The sequence below is a fragment of the Prochlorococcus sp. MIT 1318 genome (genome assembly GCF_047304505.1).
In the GTDB taxonomy this organism is placed as follows: domain Bacteria; phylum Cyanobacteriota; class Cyanobacteriia; order PCC-6307; family Cyanobiaceae; genus Prochlorococcus; species Prochlorococcus marinus_D.
In genome coordinates this window covers 2,390,632-2,408,688 of record NZ_CP138958.1, presented here as the reverse complement: position 1 = coordinate 2,408,688, position 18,057 = coordinate 2,390,632, and the positions used below count along the sequence as shown (strand labels likewise).

Below are 18,057 nucleotides of genomic sequence, written 5' to 3'. Positions count from 1 at the left end.
GAAACCCTAGAAAAATCTTGCCGCGTTTACGTTCAAGCTTGAGAGGCATTGATTGGATTAGCTCAGGAATTTTACCACGCAGGCACTTGAATATGGCTTCCAGTAGGGCAGAAGCTTGTGGTTGATTTAGGCATCTAAGGTTTACCTCTTCTTGAAGACATAGATATAAAATTGATCTCTTGATGTGACTGAGGACCCAGCAAAAATTGACGATAGAATGAAGCCTTAATAGTGGTTGATCTGTGCCATATTCTCCCTAAGTTCAGGTCTAGCAGACAGTTGTGGAATTTGATTAAGCCTTGCATCCCAATCCCATGGCAATCGTTGTTGGCCTGGTGAGATCAATTGTTGAGGTTGTTATTGTTAGTGCCGCTAACCAAACAACTGCCTCAATCGCTGCTCTGCAAGCCAGTCTTGGCAGCATTATTAGTTGATATTATAAGCGTTTAAATCCAGTGCAGCGTTCGATTCGCCTCTCCTTATCGCTTACTGGTGCTGCTGCTCTTGCCTTAGCTGGTTCTCCATTTCAGCCAGTCGCCGCTCAAGAGGAAGAACAAGGCAGTGCAGCAGATCTGGGGGTGATGGAGATCAACCTCAAAGATGCTGTGCGATTCCGCTGGGGTTTTCAGGGCGCTCTGCAAGGAGCAGGTACACCGAACCAAGCTGGTATTGGCGCGTTTTTTCCCATTGCTGTTGGTGAGAACAGTGTTTGGTTTATCGATGCCATAGCCAATGCCAACTTCTCTGACCGTGAGGGTGAAAGCAGCATCGTTAATACCTATGTCGCTGGTACCACCATCTCCACCTCAACCCGCTTGGGTTATCGCTGGCTCAATGGTGATCGCAGCTGGATGTATGGAGTGAATGCTGGCTATGACAGCCGGCAGATGAATTCTGGTGATGTTGATACCAGTGTCAATGTCACAGGCAAGCGTGATGTTTTCTTCTCTCAAATAGCCGCTGGTTTAGAAGCTGTCTCTGATAGCTGGAACTTCAATGCCTATGGCCTTTTCCCTATTGGTGATACAGAACAACGCCTGAACAGCCGCTATCTGGGCGGTGCTCTAAAAACCTACGGCTTAGATGTTGGCTATTCCATCAACCCCGAGTGGGATGCCTCCATTGGTTACTACTACCAGCATGGTGATGACTTCACCGCTAACGATGCAAGCGGTGTTCTCGCTCAGCTCTCCTATGAAATCAGCAGTGGTTTAACCCTTGGCGTTAATCTCTCCTATGACGAAGCCTTTGATACTCGAGTTTCAGGCAACATCAGCTATCGCTTTGGTAACAATAACTACGCGACTCTCAGTCCCAAGAAAGAATGGAAGGCGCCTGTTATCCGAGCACTAACAGAAGCCGTTAAACATAGAGACGTTAGGGTTCATGATGGTTCTTCTGGCTCTTCTTCTGGTTGTTCTCCTAGCGGCTATTCCGCTGCATATATTTATTGTTACACCGGGGGACTTCCGAAAACGCCAAATTCAGCTTGTTGGGGTAAAGGCACGGCCTGCGCCAGAACAAACACTTACTAATTGCTACACGACCAATTATAAATTGTACAACAAGATCAAAACGAGATTTGGACGCAGTCGGTGTATGTACAAGGCAGTGTAGCCATGAAGAGTCATACGATACGACTAATAAAAAATTTGCGCCTTTCTGGCAAACCTGTGAGGCCGAGAGTTGTCAGACGCGAGGCGAATGAAAAGAATTTTGGAAAAAATGAGGAGGGTTGTTAGAGTGTTTAAAGCCAGCAAATAAAGACCTTACATTTTTCATCAAGACCACTAAAACTGCACTAATAAGTCACACGATACCTGGCGTATTCTGACTCTTTAATGTTCAAGAATACCTGGGTCAGTTCAGCGCAGGAACTGATGACAGTTACGCGCCATTTCAAATCAACTCATCAACTTCTTGTCTCTAACTAATACTATTTCAAGCACTGTTTTATCGGCGAACGTGGTATCAGACTATGTACTCACACAAGAGACGCTGTACTGCCAGCTTGGACTTTACAAAACCAAAGCCGGAAGCCAAAGATCCACCTTCAGATCACTATTAGGACTCAACCAGGGTGCCGATCGATTGTTCAGGTATTCAGCAGTCATGCTGGGCATTTCAACGGTATCCTTGACTGGATTACCCCATCAAGCAGCACAAGGAACACTTGCGTCCGCCGAAGCACAGACATACGGCTTCATCGGATGCGTGATGCTTTTGATTTCAGCTGCATTTTATCAAACAGCATCCAAGCTGTCGTCATTCAAATTGCTGAATCAATGATAAGCATCAGGCGACAGAATAATCATTAATGGTATACACTAAGTTGCTTGTTATCCCTAGTAGAGTTTGATGATAAACCGAAAAGTTTAGATGCTCAGAATGACACATGTTCTCAATACAATGAGCTGAAAGCAGGTTGAGATTTGACTCTCTGGAAAAGAATTTTCTTCCTGTTACCTTCAGAAAAAACCTAAAAACCCTTGGTGGAAGCCAGTGCAGGAAAGGCGTTAACGTATGAAACTCAATTGGATACCATTTATTTGGTGTGCTGATCATGACAACTTTAGCAACCCGTACCGCCTCTAAAATCAATAGTTTCTGCCTCTGCCTTGAGCCAACATGCTCAATCACTGCTGAACAAAATGCAAAATCAAATGCTTTGTCCATAAAAGGCAAATCGCAAGCGTCGGCTTTTACAAAAACTAGACCAGGGTATTGGTCCTCCAAAAACGAAGCATCCTCCAATCCAACAGCTGTAATTTGCCATGGATAGGGATAAAGTTTTTCGAAAAAGTTAGAGTCAGCGCTCTCGTCATCTGTAACGCCAATATCAAGGATTTTAATATTTGACTGTGGCCTGCAAACATGCATGGCATCAGCAAATATCTTCTTGCGTACCCTCAATGCCACTCGCTCAGCAAATCCACCCAGTCGAGGTGCAATAAACTGGGAGGTACTGCCTTTCATTGTGCGTTCTTCGCCAGAAACATGATACCTATAACGACACTTCCCAATCCTAATACCCCATAGATCGTCAATGGCTCTGAAAATACAATGACTCCAATCAAAACAGTAAAGAGCACCGACAAAGAGATCACAACCGGATAGGCCACTGAAAGATTAAACTGGGTGAGCACAACTACCCACAGCAACGTAGCGGCTGCGTAAACGACACAAGCACTCAAAAAACGAGGACTGCCAATCAAAAAAGCAATCGAGTCAAATACACTTACAGGCGATAAGGTTTTGAACTGCTCAGCAGTTTGCTTAAAAAGAAATTGACCAAATGTCATTAATCCTGCATAAAGCAAGAACAACAAAAATCCACTCATGACTTTATAAGACGATTGACATAAAAAATTTTCGAGATCAGCGCACTCCCGTCCAATCCTGTAGCCAACCTAGTTTCCAGAGCCAGTAAATCTGCAGCAGGGAAATCAACAGCATGAAGGCCAAGCAGAGTGGATAGCCGTAATAGGCGTCCAGCTCTGGCATGTTCCATGGAAATTTATCGGGGTTGAAATTCATGCCGTAAACCCCGGCGATGAACGTGAGCGGCACAAAAATGCTGGAGATAATGGTCAGCACCTTCATGACCTGGTTCATGCGGTTACTGATTCTGGCCATATAAGTCCCGGTGACGCCATCGCACTGATGAAGGAGCAGCTCAGCGGTTTCAAAAGCACCTCCACGTGGGTATTCACCTCGCGGAAGCCGCGGATCGCACCCCGATCTAGCAAACGCTTGCTCTGCCGGATCAGCACAATCAGCTATCCCCTCAACTAACCCTCAGAACTTGAACTGAAGATCACTATCTCTGATCCCATTTGCTTCCCTAAATTTCATAGCAACTTGATTCTGCTTCCTTGGCGTCATTGCTGAGGCGATCAGCAACCAAGCTCGTGTTGCCAAGGCTCGGTAGCAACAGCTGCTGGAAAGGTTTGGCTCAATCCATTGCAACCTGTGGACGTTCTCCGATCGCGTCAAGATGGCTTTGGTGTTTGGTGTTTGGTGTTGACCATGGGCAATGACCGATCCCTAGCGCTGGTGCAGGGGGCGGTTGGTGGTGTCTTGGCAGGGATTGCTCTTGCCCAGGGGGGGCTGCTTTGGATGGCACCGGCCCTGGCCTTGCTTTGGTCGGCGTGTCGCTTTCCAGTTGCAGCCTCTCTTTGGGGTTTGGTGGCTGTGCTGCTCAGCCATCGCTGGTTGTTGGCGTTGCATCCACTCACTTGGGTTGGCGTGCCTGCACCGCTGAGTTTTCCTATCGCTGCATCAATTTGGTTGTTTTGCGGTGCAGCCGCAGCATTGCTTGTGGGGCTTTGGGCTTGCCTGGCAATCTGGATTGCTCATTTGACAACGCGAGAAGCAGGCATCCGCGCTCAGGTGTTTCATGCCCTGCTGATGGCATCGATCTGGGGGCTTATGGAAGTGCTGTTGGCCCGTTCACCCTTGTTCTGGATTGGCGTTGGCGGCAGCCTTTTGCCCGGTGATCGAGCCTTGGCTGGTTTGGCCCGCTGGCTTGGGGCTGGAGGTTTAGCCACGCTTCAGCTGCTGATCGGTTGGTGGTTATGGCGTACGGCGCTGGCCTGGCGTCGTGGAGTTGGTTGGCGTCGTTCTTTGCTGGTGGGGCTTCTGTGTTTGCTCTTGGCCCATGGTTGTGGCTGGAGTTTGTTGCGTTCAACAGATGCATCCGCACCCATTTCGGTTGCGGCTTGGCAGCCCGCTATCCCTACGCGCAGCAAGTTTTCTGAGGAGCAGCAACGTCGCCTTCCCGAGGCTCTTCAACAAGCTCTCGATCGAGCTGAGGAGCTTGATGCTGCCTGGTTGGTGGCTCCAGAAGGCCTTCTCCCCCCTGATGAGGTGTTGCTCAGGCCGGCTCCGCTCCCCCTGCTCAGCGGTGGTTTTCGCTGGCTGCGCGGTCAGCAACGCAGTGCTTTGTTGGTGGTAGATCGCGGCGCAAGGCTGGCTTCTGCATTCATTGACAAACACCGTTTGGTGCCGCTGGGGGAATGGCTACCGGCTTTGCCTGGTGGTGTTTTTCGTGGCTTATCAGCTGTTGGTGGTCTTCAACCTGGTGCTGCTTCGCGCTTGTTGCAGTGGCCAGGTCCTACCGCTGCCGTGGCCATCTGTTATGAGCTCAGTGATGGTTCTGCTTTAGCCCAGGCTGTCGCTGATGGAGCGCAATGGTTGCTGGCGGTAGCCAATCTTGATCCCTATCCCTTTTCCTTGCAGCGGCAGTTCATTGCTTTGGCACAGCTGCGCAGCATCGAAACGGCCCGTGATCTACTCAGCGTTGCGAACACAGGCCCCTCTGCTTTGGTTTTGGCGAAAGGCAAGCAGCAGCAACTGCTGGCTCCTTTTACAGAGGGGGTTGGCCTGGCGGATTTGCATCTTCATCAAGGCATCAGCGGTTACACCCGCTGGCGTGAGGCACCTTTAATTGGCTTGATGCTCTTTGCAGTGGTTGGGCTGGGCTGGTCGCGTGTTCGCTCCTAGCTGATCAGCTTGATGCTGCGTTGATTTGCTGGATCAGGCCACCGCCGAGGACTGCGTCAGCGGCATAAAATACTGCAGCCTGACCAGGTGTGATTGAGAATTGTTCTTCGTTAAAGGTCAGTCTGCAGCGGTGAGGACGGTCGGCGGCAATGTCCTCTGCTGTGGCTTCGATAGGGGTGAGCTGGGCGGCAACGGGTCCGCTTCTGTAACGCACTTGCACCTCCACATTGATGGCGCTGCTTGGCGGTGCCATCGAAATCCAGTTCACTGCACCCACAACGCAGCTGTCGCGCCCCGCCTCTGCTCGAGGGGCAACGATGACGCGATTTGCTGCCGCGTCTAGTTGCACCACGTGCAGAGGCTCTCGCCAGGCCACGCCAAGGCCTTTGCGTTGGCCAATGGTGAAATGTTCGATTCCATCGTGTTCACCCACGACTTTGCCGTCTTGCAGCACAATCTCGCCTTGTCTGGCAGGTAGGTAATTGTCAAGGAAGGCTTTCATTGAACCGTAGTGATCAGCAAGGCAAAGATCCTGACTTTCTGCTTTCTTGGCTGTGCGTAGGCCGTAACGCTCTGCTTCTTGTCTGGTCTCTGCTTTGGTGAGCTCCCCTAGGGGAAAGATCACCTTTGCCAACACATCTTGAGAAAGGTCATAGAGGAAGTAACTCTGATCTTTGTTCTGATCGAGACCACGTAAAAGCTGGTGCCGTCCAATGGAATCCCCAGGTAAGGCTTGTTGAGGTTCTGGATCCTCGCGATGGCGAATACGGGCATAGTGACCTGTGGCAACGCGATGTAACTGGCGTTCTTTTTCAGCCCAGCTGAGCATTGCCGCAAATTTCACCGAGCGATTGCAGCGTGAGCAAGGTAACGGTGTCACCCCTTGTTGATAGCCCTGTACGAGTTGGTCGACGATTTCTGCTTGGAATGTGGCGCGTGAATCCACCACATGATGAGGGATTTTGAGTTGCTCACAGATGCCGGCGGCATCGATAAGTCCATCGCTGCAGCATGCGCCCTTGCCACTCATCAGCCAGAGAGTGAGACCTTCCACCTGCCAGCCCGCTTGCACGAGTAGGGCCGCGCTGAGGGAACTATCAACACCGCCGGAGAGCCCTACCGCGACACGCTGCTCACCTGGCCAACACTGCAAACGTGTCAGAGCTTTTGCAACTGCTGGTGTGGCTGGTGTTCGAGACACATGCTTAAGGGGGGCTGGGATTGGCGGCTGCATAGGCGTTACCGCAATGATGTCTTCATAGTGAGGTCCCATGCGCTCCAGTTTTGTCCTGGCCACCATCGAACGCTGATCATCTTTTGGTTACTGCTGCGCAGATGGCAGCTCTCGAGGAGGAGATGTTTGCCAACGGCTTGCCGGTGGCTGCTTTGATGGAAAAAGTAGGCCAGGCGATGGCGGCTTGGTTTCGCCAACACCCTGAGTTGTTGGCAGATGGTGTGGTGGTGTTGGTGGGCCCTGGCCATAACGGTGGTGATGGATTGGTGGTGGCCAGGGAGTTGCATCTTGCAGGGGTGAAGGTCCAGCTCTGGGCACCTTTGCCGATCCGTCAACCATTAACGGCCCAGCATTGGACTTACGTTAAATGGCTTGGCATTCAGCAACTAGATCATGCTCCTGATGTTGCTGGTGAGCCTGTTTGGATCGAGGCTCTGTTTGGGCTGGGACAATCCCGCCCACTTCCTGAAGCGGTGGCAACGTTGTTGCAGGCGCGTCAGCGCTGCCAGCCAGGCAAGTTGGTGAGTTTGGATGTGCCTGCAGGGCTGTGTTCAGATTCCGGCATCCCTTTCCCAGGCGGCGCTGCCGTGGCGATGACGACGCTCACTGTGGGGTTGCTCAAACAAGGCCTTATTCAGGATGCGGCGATCGATCATGTTGGCCTCCTGGTGCGGGTTGATATGGGCGTGCCGGAGATCTTGTTGAAGCAGTTGCCACAGTCGCAACCTCGGCGGCTCTGTTCTGCGGATGTGGCCACCCTTCCCTGGCAGCATCCAGCAGCAGGCGCGATGAAATATGAACGAGGGCGGGTGTTGGTGATTGCTGGTAGTGATGATTACCCTGGGGCGGCTTTCCTGGCCATTCAGGGTGCTATTGCTAGCGGTGCAGGCAGCATTCAAGCCGCTGTGCCTGTTGCAGTAGCCGATCAGCTTTGGCAAGTGGCGCCTGAAGTTGTTTTGGCGGCCGCGCTTGAGAGTTCTGCGGCAGGTGGCATGGCCGTTGCTCCTTGGTTGGCGAGTCATGATCTCAGCCGTTTCGATGCCGTGTTGATTGGGCCAGGCTTAGGTCGAGGTGGAGAACCTTGGTCAGTGTTGGCAGAACCGTTGCAGCGCTTTGCAGGCTTGTTGGTTTTGGATGCTGATGGTCTGAATCGATTGGCGCTGGCTACTGATGGATGGCAATGGTTACAGCAGCGCCAAGGGCATACCTGGCTTACTCCCCATGCCGGTGAGTTCAGGAGATTGTTTCCGCAGCTCAAAGCTCGGCAACCTCTCAATGCGGTTCTGGAAGCATCTCGACTTAGTGGAGCAGCTGTGCTGCTCAAGGGAGCACACAGTGTGGTGGCGGATCCGTCTGGTGCCGCCTGGCAGCTAGCAGAGACAGCAAGTTGGGCTGCTCGTACTGGGCTCGGGGATCTGTTGGCTGGTTATGCAGCTGGCTTGGGATCTATGGATGCTGCTAAGGCTCAGGCTTGCCATTGCCAGGGTGAGTCTTTGGCCGTAGTGGCGTTGCTTCATGCCGCTGCTGCACGTCGATGCCGTCAAGGCAGCTCAGCAAGGTCTATCGCTCAATCCCTTGCAGAACTCACGATTAGCTTGCAATCAAATGAATGTGATCAAGGGCACGTCAAAGGGTATGAATGCAAACGATAAATACCTAATTATTTCGATTCCACTGCATGAATCCGAAAGCTTTTTTAAAGCTGCAGGGTTTTGCTGAAATTTGTAGGAAGATTTTGCTCCAAATAAATCAGGAGCCGTTGAAATGGTTTCAGCAGCGCCTAAATCAGCAGAAACACAGAGGCGTAGAAGTTCTGATCCTGTCAGCTGGTATCTCACAACGATTGGGCGTATACCTCTTCTTACCCCTGCTGAGGAGATTGAACTTGGCAATCAAGTTCAGACGATGATGAGTCTCACTCAAGACGGCTCACTTGCGCCTGATGATAAGGAGTTTACGACACATCAGCGTCGGATGATTCGCATTGGTCGTCGTGCCAAAGAACGCATGATGAAGGCGAATCTTCGTCTTGTTGTGAGTGTTGCCAAGAAATATCAAGGCAAAGGACTGGAACTCCTCGATCTCATTCAGGAGGGTTCACTTGGTTTAGAGCGTGCTGTTGAAAAGTTTGATCCAACCCGTGGCTATAAGTTTTCGACCTATGCGTTTTGGTGGATTCGTCAGAGCATGACACGTGCGATTGCGTGCCAGTCGCGCACGATTCGCCTTCCTGTACATCTCAGTGAAAGGCTGACCACAATTCGAAAGGTTTCTCTGGATTTGGCTCACAAGCTTGGAGCAATGCCCAGTCGATCCGAGATCGCTGAAGCAATGGATATCCCTGTTGATGAACTCGATTCTTTACTGCGTCAGGCGCTAACAACCAGCAGTTTGGATGCGCCAGTGAATGGCGAAGAAGGACGAAGTTTTCTTGGTGATCTGATCGCTGATTCCTCTCTTGGGGAACCTCTCGACAAGGTGGAGCAGCGTATTCATCATGAGCAGCTCGGGCGTTGGCTCAGCCATCTCAGTGAGCAGGAGCAGCATGTCCTTAAGCTCCGTTTTGGTCTTGAAACCCATGATCGCCACACCTTGGCTGAGATTGGTCGCTTGATGGAAGTCTCGCGTGAGCGTGTTCGTCAAGTGGAATTAAAGGCCTTGCGCAAGCTGCGTAACCTCACGCGTAGGGTGCCCAACGGGATCTGAAACTGCCTTCCTTAACTTGTTGGCTTTGCTTGCTTCCAGTACTTAGTGCTCAAGAGGGCTATCAATCTTCAGCCCAGATGTAGCGAGTGAGTTCGTTGGGATTTGGTTCGGCTGCGGCAAGGGCAAACTCCACGCAGTCATTTACTTCTGCATCGATCTCTTTTTCAATAGTGCGTAGCTCTTCAGCACTCACCAAAGATTCAGAGGTGAGATCCTTCTCAAGAGCCTTTAGGGGATCTCGTTTTGCCCAGAATTGCTTTTCCTCTTCGGCGCGTAGTTCATCTGGATCAGCAAGAGAATGGCCACGGAATCGATAGGTGAGGCACTCCAGCAGGGTGGGACCTTCGCCAGCCCTGGCTCTTTTTATTGCTCTCTGAGTGGCAGCTCTTACAGAGAGAACATCCATGCCGTCAACCTCTTCGCCAGCCATCCCGAAGGCAGCAGCTTTTTGCCAGATTTCCGGTTCACTGGTGGCTCGCTCATGGGCCATGCCAATGGCCCATTTGTTGTTCTCGACAACGAACAGGATTGGCAGCTGCCAAAGCTGCGCCATGTTGAGGCATTCAAAGAACTGGCCGTTGTTGCAGGTACCGTCACCAAAAAAAGCTGCTGTTACAGCATTGCTGCTGGCATCACCCAGGGCATCCCGCTTATAGCGACTGGTGAAGGCTGCCCCCAGGGCGATGGGAATCCCTTCGCCGATGAAGGCAAATCCTCCTAGGAGGTGATGCTCTTGAGAAAAGAGGTGCATGGAGCCCCCACGACCTTTGCTACAGCCGGTTTCCTTGCCGAAGAGCTCACTCATTACTTCGCGGGCGGGTACACCGGCGCTAAGGGCATGAACGTGATCGCGATAGGTACTGCAAAACCAGTCGTGCTGGCGTTTCATTGCACCGATTACACCTGTGCTAACGGCTTCTTGGCCGTTGTAGAGGTGAACGAAGCCAAACATTTTCCCCCGGTAGTACATCTCGGCACATTTGTCCTCGAAGCGTCGCCCAAGGGTCATGTCTCGGAAGAGTTCTAGGCCGATCTGACGATCAACCTTGGCGCGTTTGGAGCTGATTAGCGTGGAGATTCTCTCGCCATGGCGGCCGGCTGCCAGGGGTTTTGCCGTGGTTTGGCCTGAGCTCACGGAGGTTTTCTGGCTCATGACAGACGACCGTTATTCGAGTCACGACTGTAATGGTCCGTTGATTAGGAATGGGCAAAATCCCTTCCAATGTCTAGAGTTTTAGGCCAATCGCTGCGCAGCTGGTGGACCTGCCAATTGATCATTTCCGCTTGCTGGGTGTCAGTCCTTCGGCAGACAGTGAGGCGATTTTGCGGGCCTTGGAGTTGAGGTTGGATCGCTGCCCTGACCAAGGTTTCACCCATGAGGTCTTAATTCAGCGGGCAGAATTGTTGCGGCTTTCAGCAGATTTGCTGACTGATCCGCCACGGCGTCAGGCCTATGAGACTGCCTTGTTGGAGCTCAGTCGTGATCATCCAGGCGAGACCGCTGGTCTTGATGTGTCACCTAGTAGAGAGGTGGCAGGGCTGATCTTGCTGTTTGAAGCGAATTCTTCTCATGAGGTTTTTTATCTCGCCTCTCAGGGATTGCAACCGCCCCAGTCCCCGACGCTAGGTAGCGAACGAGAAGCTGACCTCGCTTTGTTGTTGGCACTGGCCTGTCGGGCTGCAGCCGCTGAGGAACAGGAACAACGGCGTTATGAAGCAGCAGCGTCTCTTCTGCATGACGGGATTCAGTTGCTGCAGCGGATGGGCAAGCTCTCCGAAGAGTGCCACAAGCTTGAGAACGATTTAGATGCCCTTCTGCCCTATCGCATTCTCGACTTATTGAGTCGGGATCTTGGTGATCAGGTTTCTCACCAGGAAGGACTGCGCCTACTTGACAACTTTGTGAGCCAGAGAGGAGGCCTTGAGGGAACGGCCCCATCGCCTGCACCTGGTGGTCTTGATCAGTCCGAATTTGACAACTTCTTCAAGCAGATCAGAAAGTTTTTAACTGTTCAGGAACAGGTTGATCTTTTCCTGCGCTGGCAGCAAGCCGGATCAGCAGATGCGGGTTTCCTTGGAGGGTTGGCTCTTGCTGCTGTTGGATTTTCGCGTCGGAAGCCTGAACGGGTGCAGGAAGCTCGGCAGCACTTAGAGAGTCTTGAACTGGATGGATGCGACCCGTTGCCGATGCTGGGTTGCTTGGACCTCTTGCTTGGAGATGTGGGCCGCGCTCAGGAGCGCTTTCTGCGCAGTACAGATCCTCGAGTGAAGGACTGTCTTAACAGCCACCCTGGCGATGAATTGGCTGCTTTTTGTGAGTACTGCCGCTCTTGGCTGCGAGGGGACGTGCTTCCCGGTTATAGGGATGTGGATGCTGAGGCTGTTGATCTAGAGGCTTGGTTTGCTGATCGGGATGTTCAGGCCTATGTGGAGCGCCTGGAACGCAGCGAAAATCGTGCTTCGTCTTTAGGTAAGGCCTTCTCAGGATCGTCTGTGAAGCAACCCTTCCCTTGGGCGCCTCTTGATCCCGATGGGATTTTGCCCCTCTCTATTGGTGGGCCTGATGTTGGTCAACCTGCAGCTGACCAGAGCTCTGATGAGTTTGCCAGCGATGGCATTGCATGGATTGATCGTTTAGCAGATCTGCCACGTCCGACGCGGCCGGCGCTGATCGGCTCTGTTGTCTTTGCGGCCCTGATTGCAGCCTTTGCAGGCTTCAGTTTGTTTGGCCAACGTCCTCGTCCGTCAGTTAGTACGGCTACTGATCAGCCTCAAGTCACAGCACCTCCTACAGCCACACTGCAAGAGGAGGTCCTCATGCCTCAAGTCCCTGTCAGCGCTGTGGTTGAGCCGCTTACTTTGGAGCAGCCGAATCAGGCACAGCTCAAAGGCCTGCTTCAGGCCTGGCTGAGCAACAAGGCAGTCGTGCTTGCCGGTGGCAAGAGTGATGCACTGCCTGAGGTCGCAAGAGATCCATTGGTGCAGCGCGTGGCGCAAGAGCGTTCCAGGGATGTTGCTTTAGCTCAGACCCAGAAGGTTGTGGCCAGCATCAGCTCTGTAGAGGTGGTGAGTCGAACGCCGCAGCGTATTGAGCTGAATGCCGTTGTGACCTATCGCGATCAACGCGTTGATGCTGCCGGCAAGGTTGTTGACCAAACGCCCCAAAAAGATCTCTCGGTGACTTACATCCTTGGTCGTGATCCCGATCGTTGGCGCTTGCATGAATACATCAGCGGCAAATAATCACTGTTCTGCCTAAGGGCTAGCCATTGCTTTTTACGATGAGCTCAAAGCCCTTGGCACGTAGGCACCATGTTTGAAGAACTTTCAGCCCGCTTTGAAGATGCAGTTAAGGGGCTGAGAGGCCAGGCAAAGATCAGCGATACCAATGTTGAGGATGCTCTTAAGCAGGTGCGACGTGCCCTTTTAGGGGCTGATGTGAGTCTTGAGGTCGTGCGCGAGTTTGTCGACGAAGTGCGGCAGAAGGCAGTTGGTGCGGAAGTGGTGCGAGGTGTGACTCCTGATCAGAAGTTTGTTCAGGTGGTGCATCAGCAGCTGGTGGAGGTGATGGGTGGTGATAACGCTCCCATGGCTGAGGCTGAAGATTCACCAACAGTGGTGCTGATGGCTGGATTGCAGGGGGCTGGCAAAACCACTGCAACAGCGAAGCTTGGACTTCACCTCAAAGATCAGGGTCAGCGGCCACTGATGGTGGCTGCTGATGTCTATCGGCCGGCTGCCATTGATCAGCTCCGCACCCTTGGTGAGCAGATCGGAGTGGATGTGTTCAGCCTCGGAGACGATGTCAAACCTGAGGAGATCGCGGCAGCAGGACTTGCCAAGGCTCGTGAGGAAGGTTTTGACACCTTGCTAGTGGATACGGCAGGTCGGCTGCAGATCGATACAGAGATGATGGAGGAAATGGTGCGAATTCGTTCTGCCGTAGAGCCCGATGAAGTGCTCTTGGTGGTGGATTCGATGATTGGTCAGGAGGCGGCTGAACTCACTCGGGCCTTCCACGACAAGGTTGGTATCACTGGATCTGTTCTCACCAAGCTGGATGGTGATTCCCGCGGTGGGGCTGCGCTTTCGATTCGCAAGGTGAGTGGTCAGCCGATCAAGTTCATCGGTACTGGAGAAAAAGTTGAGGCTTTGCAGCCTTTTCATCCGGAACGCATGGCCAGCCGCATTCTCGGTATGGGCGATGTGCTCACCCTGGTGGAGAAAGCTCAGAAGGAGGTGGAGCTCGCTGATGTTGAGAAGATGCAGAAGAAGCTGCAGGAAGCTTCGTTTGATTTCTCCGATTTCCTGCAACAGATGCGACTGATCAAACGGATGGGTTCTCTCGGTGGTTTGATTAAGATGATGCCGGGCATGAACAAGCTGGATGACGGCATGCTCAAACAGGGTGAGCAGCAGCTCAAGCGCATCGAGGCCATGATTGGCTCGATGACTGCTGATGAGCGCAATCAGCCTGAATTGCTTGCTTCACAGCCTTCTCGTCGTCGTCGTATCGCTGGTGGGAGTGGCCACAGCCCCGCTGACGTGGACAAAGTTTTGGCTGATTTTCAGAAAATGCGTGGCTTTATGCAGCAGATGAGTAAGGGCGGTGGCATGCCTGGAATGCCTGGAATGCCTGGAATGCCTGGAATGGGTGGTGGGTTGCCCGGTATGGGGGGGGCTGGTGGTGGCATGCCTGGCATGGGAGGCGCAGGCATGCCAGAGCCAGCTTCAGGTGGTCGCGGTGGTGGTTCCCCCAGGCGTCAGCGACCGGTGAAAAAGAAGAAGGGATTTGGAGAGTTGTAATTGGCCGCAGGTTATGGTTGTTGTTTGGCGTGTGTGTAAAACACCGCTGAACCATCCACCTTTTCGAACTTAGGGCCACGATGATCAAGCTCCGCCTGAAGCGGTTTGGCAAGAAGCGGGAAGCGAGTTTCCGCCTTGTGGCCTGTAACAGCACCTCTCGTCGTGACGGTCGCCCTTTGCAGGAGCTTGGCTTTTACAACCCTCGCACGAAGGAAACGCGGCTCGATACTGAGGCACTGCGTTTGCGTCTTAGTCAGGGAGCTCAGCCCACTGATGCAGTTCGATCTTTGTTGGAGAAAGGCGGGCTGATCGAAAAGACTGTTCGTCCTGCTGAGGTTGTTGGTAAGGCTAAGCAGGCTGAAGCTCGTAAGGCTGGTGCAAAGAATGTGGCCAAACAAGCTGCAGAAGCAAAGGCTGAGGAAACTCCTGCTGACAACACAGAAGCCTGAGTTGTTGCATGGCCGGAGTTACCTCAGAGGGTCACTTCGTTCTGGATCTTCCCGATACTGACGCTGCGCTAGCTCTTGCAGGCAACGGTGAACAGACCTTGCATCACCTTCAGGCCTTGACCGGGGCTTCTTTGGTGATTAGGGGTCTTCAGCTTGTGATCGGTGGCCGCCCCACTCAATTGGAACGTGCCGCAGCAGTTGTTGAGTTGATCAGACCTCTGTGGCAAGAAGGCCAGGCTGTTTCAGCTGTTGATTTACAAGCGGCGCTCACGGCTCTTGATACCGGCCGTAGGGATGCTCATGCGGAATTGGCTGATCAGGTGTTGGCCCGCAGTCAGCGAGGCAACCTGCTGCGGCCGAGGACATTGCGTCAGAAGGCTTATGTCGAGGCGATGGAGCGCCACGATCTCACCTTCGCTCTTGGGCCTGCAGGAACTGGTAAAACTTTTTTGGCTACAGTGTTGGCAGTGCGCATGCTCAGTGAGCGAAAGGTTGAGCGCCTGGTGCTAACTCGGCCAGCGGTTGAGGCTGGTGAAAGATTGGGCTTTCTGCCCGGTGACCTACAGCAGAAAGTGGATCCTTATCTGCGTCCGCTTTATGACGCTCTTCACGCCCTACTAGGAGCTGAGAAAACCACCACATTGCTGGAGAAGGGGGTGATAGAAGTGGCCCCCCTCGCTTATATGCGAGGACGCACCTTGGAAGAGGCTTTTGTGATCCTCGATGAGGCTCAGAACACAACGCCGGCTCAGATGCGCATGGTGCTTACTCGACTTGGGGAGCGTTCGCGCATGGTTGTCACGGGTGACACCACCCAGGTGGATCTGCCACCGGGCCAGCTCAGCGGCCTTGTGGATGCTGCTGAGGTGCTCGCTGATATCAACGGTGTCGCTGTCTGTCGCCTCACCTCTGCAGATGTGGTGCGTCATCCGCTTGTGCAACGGGTTGTGGATGCTTATGCGCGCCGAGATCAACGATAGGGAGACCCGCACTCAACAAACTCAGCAAACTTTTTTTTTGATGGCAAAGTAAAGGGGTTACGTGATCTGGTGAGCCATGCCGGCAAGCAGCAATTTCCAGGAGGCCATTCGCGAGGCGCAATCCAGCGCCTTGGTTGGCCCCAATGTCGTTAACAAGGCCCTCCCCTATGTGGGTGGTGGCATGGTTCTCACCGCCGGTGGCGTGTTGGGAGGGATCGCCACTGTTCAATCCATGGGTTGGCAAGCGTTCCAGCCCTTGTCGCTGATTGCGATCATCCCTTGGTTCATCCTTTTCTTTGTTGCTCAGAATGCAGCAAAAAAAGGCAATAACGCCACCGCTCTTCCCCTGCTAGCCACCTTCAGCCTGTTGACGGGTTTCACCCTCACTGGTTTGGTTCTTCAGGCTGTTGCCGTTGCTGGTGCGGCCTCTATCGGTATTGCCGCTTTGGCGACTGGTCTCACCTTTGCGATTGCCTCGGTTGTTGGTAGGCGCATGAGCGACAGCGTCGGTCAGGCCCTCTCAGGTGTGGTTGGTCTTGGTCTGATCGGCCTGATCATCGCCATGGTTGTGCAACTGATTGGCAGCATTTTTGCTCCGCAGGTTTTCGCGATCGGCACCTTTGAATTGATGATCGCCGGCTTTGGTACGGTGCTCTTTGTAGGCATGGCGTTCGTAGACTTCTACACGATGCCTCGCACCTACACGGATGATCAGTACCTTTCAGGTGCTTTAGGGATGTATCTCACCTACATCAATCTGTTCATCTTCATTTTACGTCTAATCATTGCCATTCAAGGTGGCGGTCGACGTAACTGAACTCAGAAAGAAAACTGCTTCAGCCCCGCCTATGCGGGGCTTTTTTTGTTTCTTGATTCAGTTGAGATCTGTTGCGCTACTGGTTGAAGGGTCTTAAATCAGGGTTGCATTGCAGTTAGCAAATAAGCAGCTTTTGGACTCCTCTAATCAGCTTTCTGATCAGAGAAATAAGAGACGACGTTTACGTTTCATTCTTCAGATCGCAATTTCAGCAGCCTTAGGCGGGTTTCTCTTTGGCTACGACACGGCAGTGATCAATGGAGCTGTCGGTGCGATCGGTACCGCCTTCACCGTCTCCAAAGAAACCCTCGGCTTTGCTGTGGCCTCAGCTTTGCTGGGTTCCGCATTGGGAGCGTTCACCGCTGGTTGGCTGTCTGATCGAATCGGTCGTCGCAACAGCATGCTGGTTGCTGCACTGATGTTTCTTGTTGGTTCCCTCGGCTCTGCTCTTGCCCCAACGATCACCATCCTGATCCTCTGGCGGGTCGTTGGAGGTCTGGCTGTCGGTTTCGCCAGTGTGTTGGCGCCCGCTTATATCGCCGAGATCTCTCCTGCATCGATGCGCGGACAGCTTGGCTCACTACAGCAGCTGGCGATTGTTATCGGTATTTTCCTGGCGTTGCTGTTCGATTACGTCATCGTTCTTTTTACTTCTGATCAGAATCCCGTTTCAGTGATCGGTCCTTTAGCGGCCTGGCGCTGGATGTTCATGTCTGAAATCATCCCTGCAGCTCTTTACGCAGTATTGGTGATCGGCATTCCTGAGAGTCCTCGCTATCTCGTACAGAAAGGTTTGACGCAGCGTGCCAAGGCGGTGATTGAAAAAACGCTGCATGAACCTGCAGATCAGGTGATCGCCAGGATCCAGAGCAGCCTGGTTAACACCCATCAAGGAAAGTTAAGTGAACTGTTTGATCGCCACACCATCCTGCTGCCGATTATCTGGACCGGTGTGATGCTGGCGATCTTCCAGCAGTTTGTAGGCATCAATGTGATCTTCTATTACTCCAGCGTCCTTTGGCAGGCCGTTGGTTTCAGCGCCAAGGACAGTCTGATCGTCACGGTGATTACCTCGATCACAAATGTCGTCACCACTTTCATTGCGATTGCATTTATTGATCGTCTCGGCCGCAAACCCTTGCTTTTGGCTGGTTCGGTTGTGATGGCGGTCAACCTCGGTGTGATGAGCTGGGCCTTTGCCGGTGCCCCTCTCGTCAACGGATCGCCCCACCTTGCCGGGGCAGGAGCCATTGTGGCTTTGATTGCTGCCAATCTGTTCGTGTTCGCCTTCGGTTTCTCCTGGGGACCGGTGATGTGGGTGATGCTCGGAGAAATGTTCAACAACCGCATCCGTGCGGTGGCAATCGGGCTGTGCGCCATGGTCAATTGGATTGCCAATTTCTTAATTTCCGACACCTTCCCTGGCTTGCTGGAACGCTCGGGACCTGCACTCGCCTACGGCCTGTACGCCACGGCTGCTGCGATCTCTTTCTTCCTCGTGCTGTTTTTCGTCAGGGAGACCAAAGGCAAGGAGCTCGAGGAGATGGCCTGATGCTCTGA

At 52.9% G+C, this 18,057-nt stretch carries 16 protein-coding genes; 11 read left to right on the top strand and 5 right to left on the bottom strand.

What is annotated here, in order from left to right; all coding sequences use genetic code 11:
- Positions 1-455: 455 nt before the first annotated feature.
- Positions 456-1,535: an inverse autotransporter beta domain-containing protein gene (locus SIB66_RS12080; protein WP_236070193.1), complete on the top strand. Its 1,080-nt coding sequence runs from the start codon at positions 456-458 to the stop codon at positions 1,533-1,535.
- A gap of 385 nt (positions 1,536-1,920) precedes the next feature.
- On the top strand, positions 1,921-2,289 hold the full coding sequence (locus tag SIB66_RS12075; protein WP_236073700.1) for a hypothetical protein: 369 nt from the start codon (positions 1,921-1,923) through the stop codon (positions 2,287-2,289).
- Positions 2,290-2,295: 6 nt separating this feature from the next.
- Here SIB66_RS12075 and SIB66_RS12070 read toward each other — a convergent pair whose 3' ends face one another.
- From SIB66_RS12070 to SIB66_RS12060, 3 genes are read right to left on the bottom strand one after another with little or no spacing between them, the layout of a single operon-like run.
- Positions 2,296-2,976 carry a methyltransferase domain-containing protein gene (locus SIB66_RS12070; RefSeq protein WP_063421514.1) on the bottom strand — a complete coding sequence of 227 codons (681 nt, stop codon included), beginning with the start codon at positions 2,974-2,976 and terminating at the stop codon, positions 2,296-2,298.
- A complete protein-coding gene (locus tag SIB66_RS12065) occupies positions 2,973-3,341 on the bottom strand; it encodes a hypothetical protein (protein WP_063406122.1) in 369 nt (122 codons plus the stop codon). Before SIB66_RS12065 ends, SIB66_RS12070 begins: the two co-directional genes overlap by 4 nt.
- Positions 3,342-3,378: 37 nt before the next feature.
- On the bottom strand, positions 3,379-3,636 hold the full coding sequence (locus SIB66_RS12060; protein ID WP_063421516.1) for a CorA family divalent cation transporter: 258 nt from the start codon (positions 3,634-3,636) through the stop codon (positions 3,379-3,381).
- A gap of 393 nt (positions 3,637-4,029) precedes the next feature.
- Here SIB66_RS12060 and SIB66_RS12055 point away from each other — a divergent pair, with 393 nt between their 5' ends.
- Positions 4,030-5,505: an apolipoprotein N-acyltransferase gene (locus tag SIB66_RS12055; protein ID WP_063406193.1), complete on the top strand. Its 1,476-nt coding sequence runs from the start codon at positions 4,030-4,032 to the stop codon at positions 5,503-5,505.
- Between the two features lie 4 nt (positions 5,506-5,509).
- Here SIB66_RS12055 and mnmA read toward each other — a convergent pair whose 3' ends face one another.
- Positions 5,510-6,739 (bottom strand): tRNA 2-thiouridine(34) synthase MnmA, encoded by a 1,230-nt coding sequence (gene mnmA, locus SIB66_RS12050; protein WP_236070205.1) that lies wholly within the window; start codon positions 6,737-6,739, stop codon positions 5,510-5,512.
- Positions 6,740-6,789: 50 nt separating this feature from the next.
- On the opposite strand from mnmA, the gene SIB66_RS12045 reads away from it, so the two are divergent.
- The gene (locus tag SIB66_RS12045) at positions 6,790-8,391 is read left to right on the top strand and encodes a bifunctional ADP-dependent NAD(P)H-hydrate dehydratase/NAD(P)H-hydrate epimerase (protein WP_063406124.1); all 1,602 of its coding nucleotides are present in this window, start codon (positions 6,790-6,792) and stop codon (positions 8,389-8,391) included.
- A 112-nt stretch (positions 8,392-8,503) separates the two neighbouring features.
- Complete coding sequence (locus tag SIB66_RS12040; protein WP_063399595.1) at positions 8,504-9,445, top strand: RpoD/SigA family RNA polymerase sigma factor; 942 nt, start codon at positions 8,504-8,506, stop codon at positions 9,443-9,445.
- Between the two features lie 61 nt (positions 9,446-9,506).
- Here the strand turns inward: SIB66_RS12040 and pdhA are convergent, their stop codons facing one another.
- Entirely contained in the window at positions 9,507-10,598 is a 1,092-nt protein-coding gene (pdhA, locus tag SIB66_RS12035; protein ID WP_063406125.1) for a pyruvate dehydrogenase (acetyl-transferring) E1 component subunit alpha, read from the bottom strand.
- Positions 10,599-10,702: 104 nt separating this feature from the next.
- Between pdhA and SIB66_RS12030 the strand changes: the two genes are divergently transcribed.
- The 6 genes from SIB66_RS12030 to SIB66_RS12005 all read left to right on the top strand — a co-directional run bounded on the left by SIB66_RS12030 (position 10,703) and on the right by SIB66_RS12005 (position 18,049).
- Positions 10,703-12,688 carry an ARC6/PARC6 family protein gene (locus tag SIB66_RS12030; protein WP_063406126.1) on the top strand — a complete coding sequence of 662 codons (1,986 nt, stop codon included), beginning with the start codon at positions 10,703-10,705 and terminating at the stop codon, positions 12,686-12,688.
- Positions 12,689-12,757: 69 nt separating this feature from the next.
- Entirely contained in the window at positions 12,758-14,251 is a 1,494-nt protein-coding gene (gene ffh, locus SIB66_RS12025) for a signal recognition particle protein (RefSeq protein WP_063406127.1), read from the top strand.
- Between the two features lie 80 nt (positions 14,252-14,331).
- Positions 14,332-14,700: a 30S ribosomal protein S16 gene (rpsP, locus tag SIB66_RS12020; protein WP_011826578.1), complete on the top strand. Its 369-nt coding sequence runs from the start codon at positions 14,332-14,334 to the stop codon at positions 14,698-14,700.
- Positions 14,701-14,708: 8 nt separating this feature from the next.
- Positions 14,709-15,680: a PhoH family protein gene (locus SIB66_RS12015; RefSeq protein WP_063406128.1), complete on the top strand. Its 972-nt coding sequence runs from the start codon at positions 14,709-14,711 to the stop codon at positions 15,678-15,680.
- Between the two features lie 76 nt (positions 15,681-15,756).
- Complete coding sequence (locus SIB66_RS12010; protein WP_011129731.1) at positions 15,757-16,497, top strand: Bax inhibitor-1 family protein; 741 nt, start codon at positions 15,757-15,759, stop codon at positions 16,495-16,497.
- Positions 16,498-16,606: 109 nt separating this feature from the next.
- The gene (locus SIB66_RS12005) at positions 16,607-18,049 is read left to right on the top strand and encodes a sugar porter family MFS transporter (protein WP_236073702.1); all 1,443 of its coding nucleotides are present in this window, start codon (positions 16,607-16,609) and stop codon (positions 18,047-18,049) included.
- The last annotated feature ends 8 nt before the right edge of the window (positions 18,050-18,057 follow it).

Bases quoted from the DNA above. Each gene is read 5' to 3' on its own strand.
- ffh (WP_063406127.1), top strand. From the start codon at position 12,758: ATGTTTGAAGAACTTTCAGCCCGCTTTGAAGATGCAGTTAAGGGGCTG.
- rpsP (WP_011826578.1), top strand. From the start codon at position 14,332: ATGATCAAGCTCCGCCTGAAGCGGTTTGGCAAGAAGCGGGAAGCGAGT.
- SIB66_RS12070 (WP_063421514.1), bottom strand. From the start codon at position 2,976: ATGAAAGGCAGTACCTCCCAGTTTATTGCACCTCGACTGGGTGGATTT.
- SIB66_RS12010 (WP_011129731.1), top strand. From the start codon at position 15,757: ATGCCGGCAAGCAGCAATTTCCAGGAGGCCATTCGCGAGGCGCAATCC.
- pdhA (WP_063406125.1), bottom strand. From the start codon at position 10,598: ATGAGCCAGAAAACCTCCGTGAGCTCAGGCCAAACCACGGCAAAACCC.
- mnmA (WP_236070205.1), bottom strand. From the start codon at position 6,739: ATGCAGCCGCCAATCCCAGCCCCCCTTAAGCATGTGTCTCGAACACCA.
- SIB66_RS12065 (WP_063406122.1), bottom strand. From the start codon at position 3,341: ATGAGTGGATTTTTGTTGTTCTTGCTTTATGCAGGATTAATGACATTT.
- SIB66_RS12055 (WP_063406193.1), top strand. From the start codon at position 4,030: ATGGGCAATGACCGATCCCTAGCGCTGGTGCAGGGGGCGGTTGGTGGT.
- SIB66_RS12040 (WP_063399595.1), top strand. From the start codon at position 8,504: ATGGTTTCAGCAGCGCCTAAATCAGCAGAAACACAGAGGCGTAGAAGT.
- SIB66_RS12060 (WP_063421516.1), bottom strand. From the start codon at position 3,636: ATGGCCAGAATCAGTAACCGCATGAACCAGGTCATGAAGGTGCTGACC.
- SIB66_RS12015 (WP_063406128.1), top strand. From the start codon at position 14,709: ATGGCCGGAGTTACCTCAGAGGGTCACTTCGTTCTGGATCTTCCCGAT.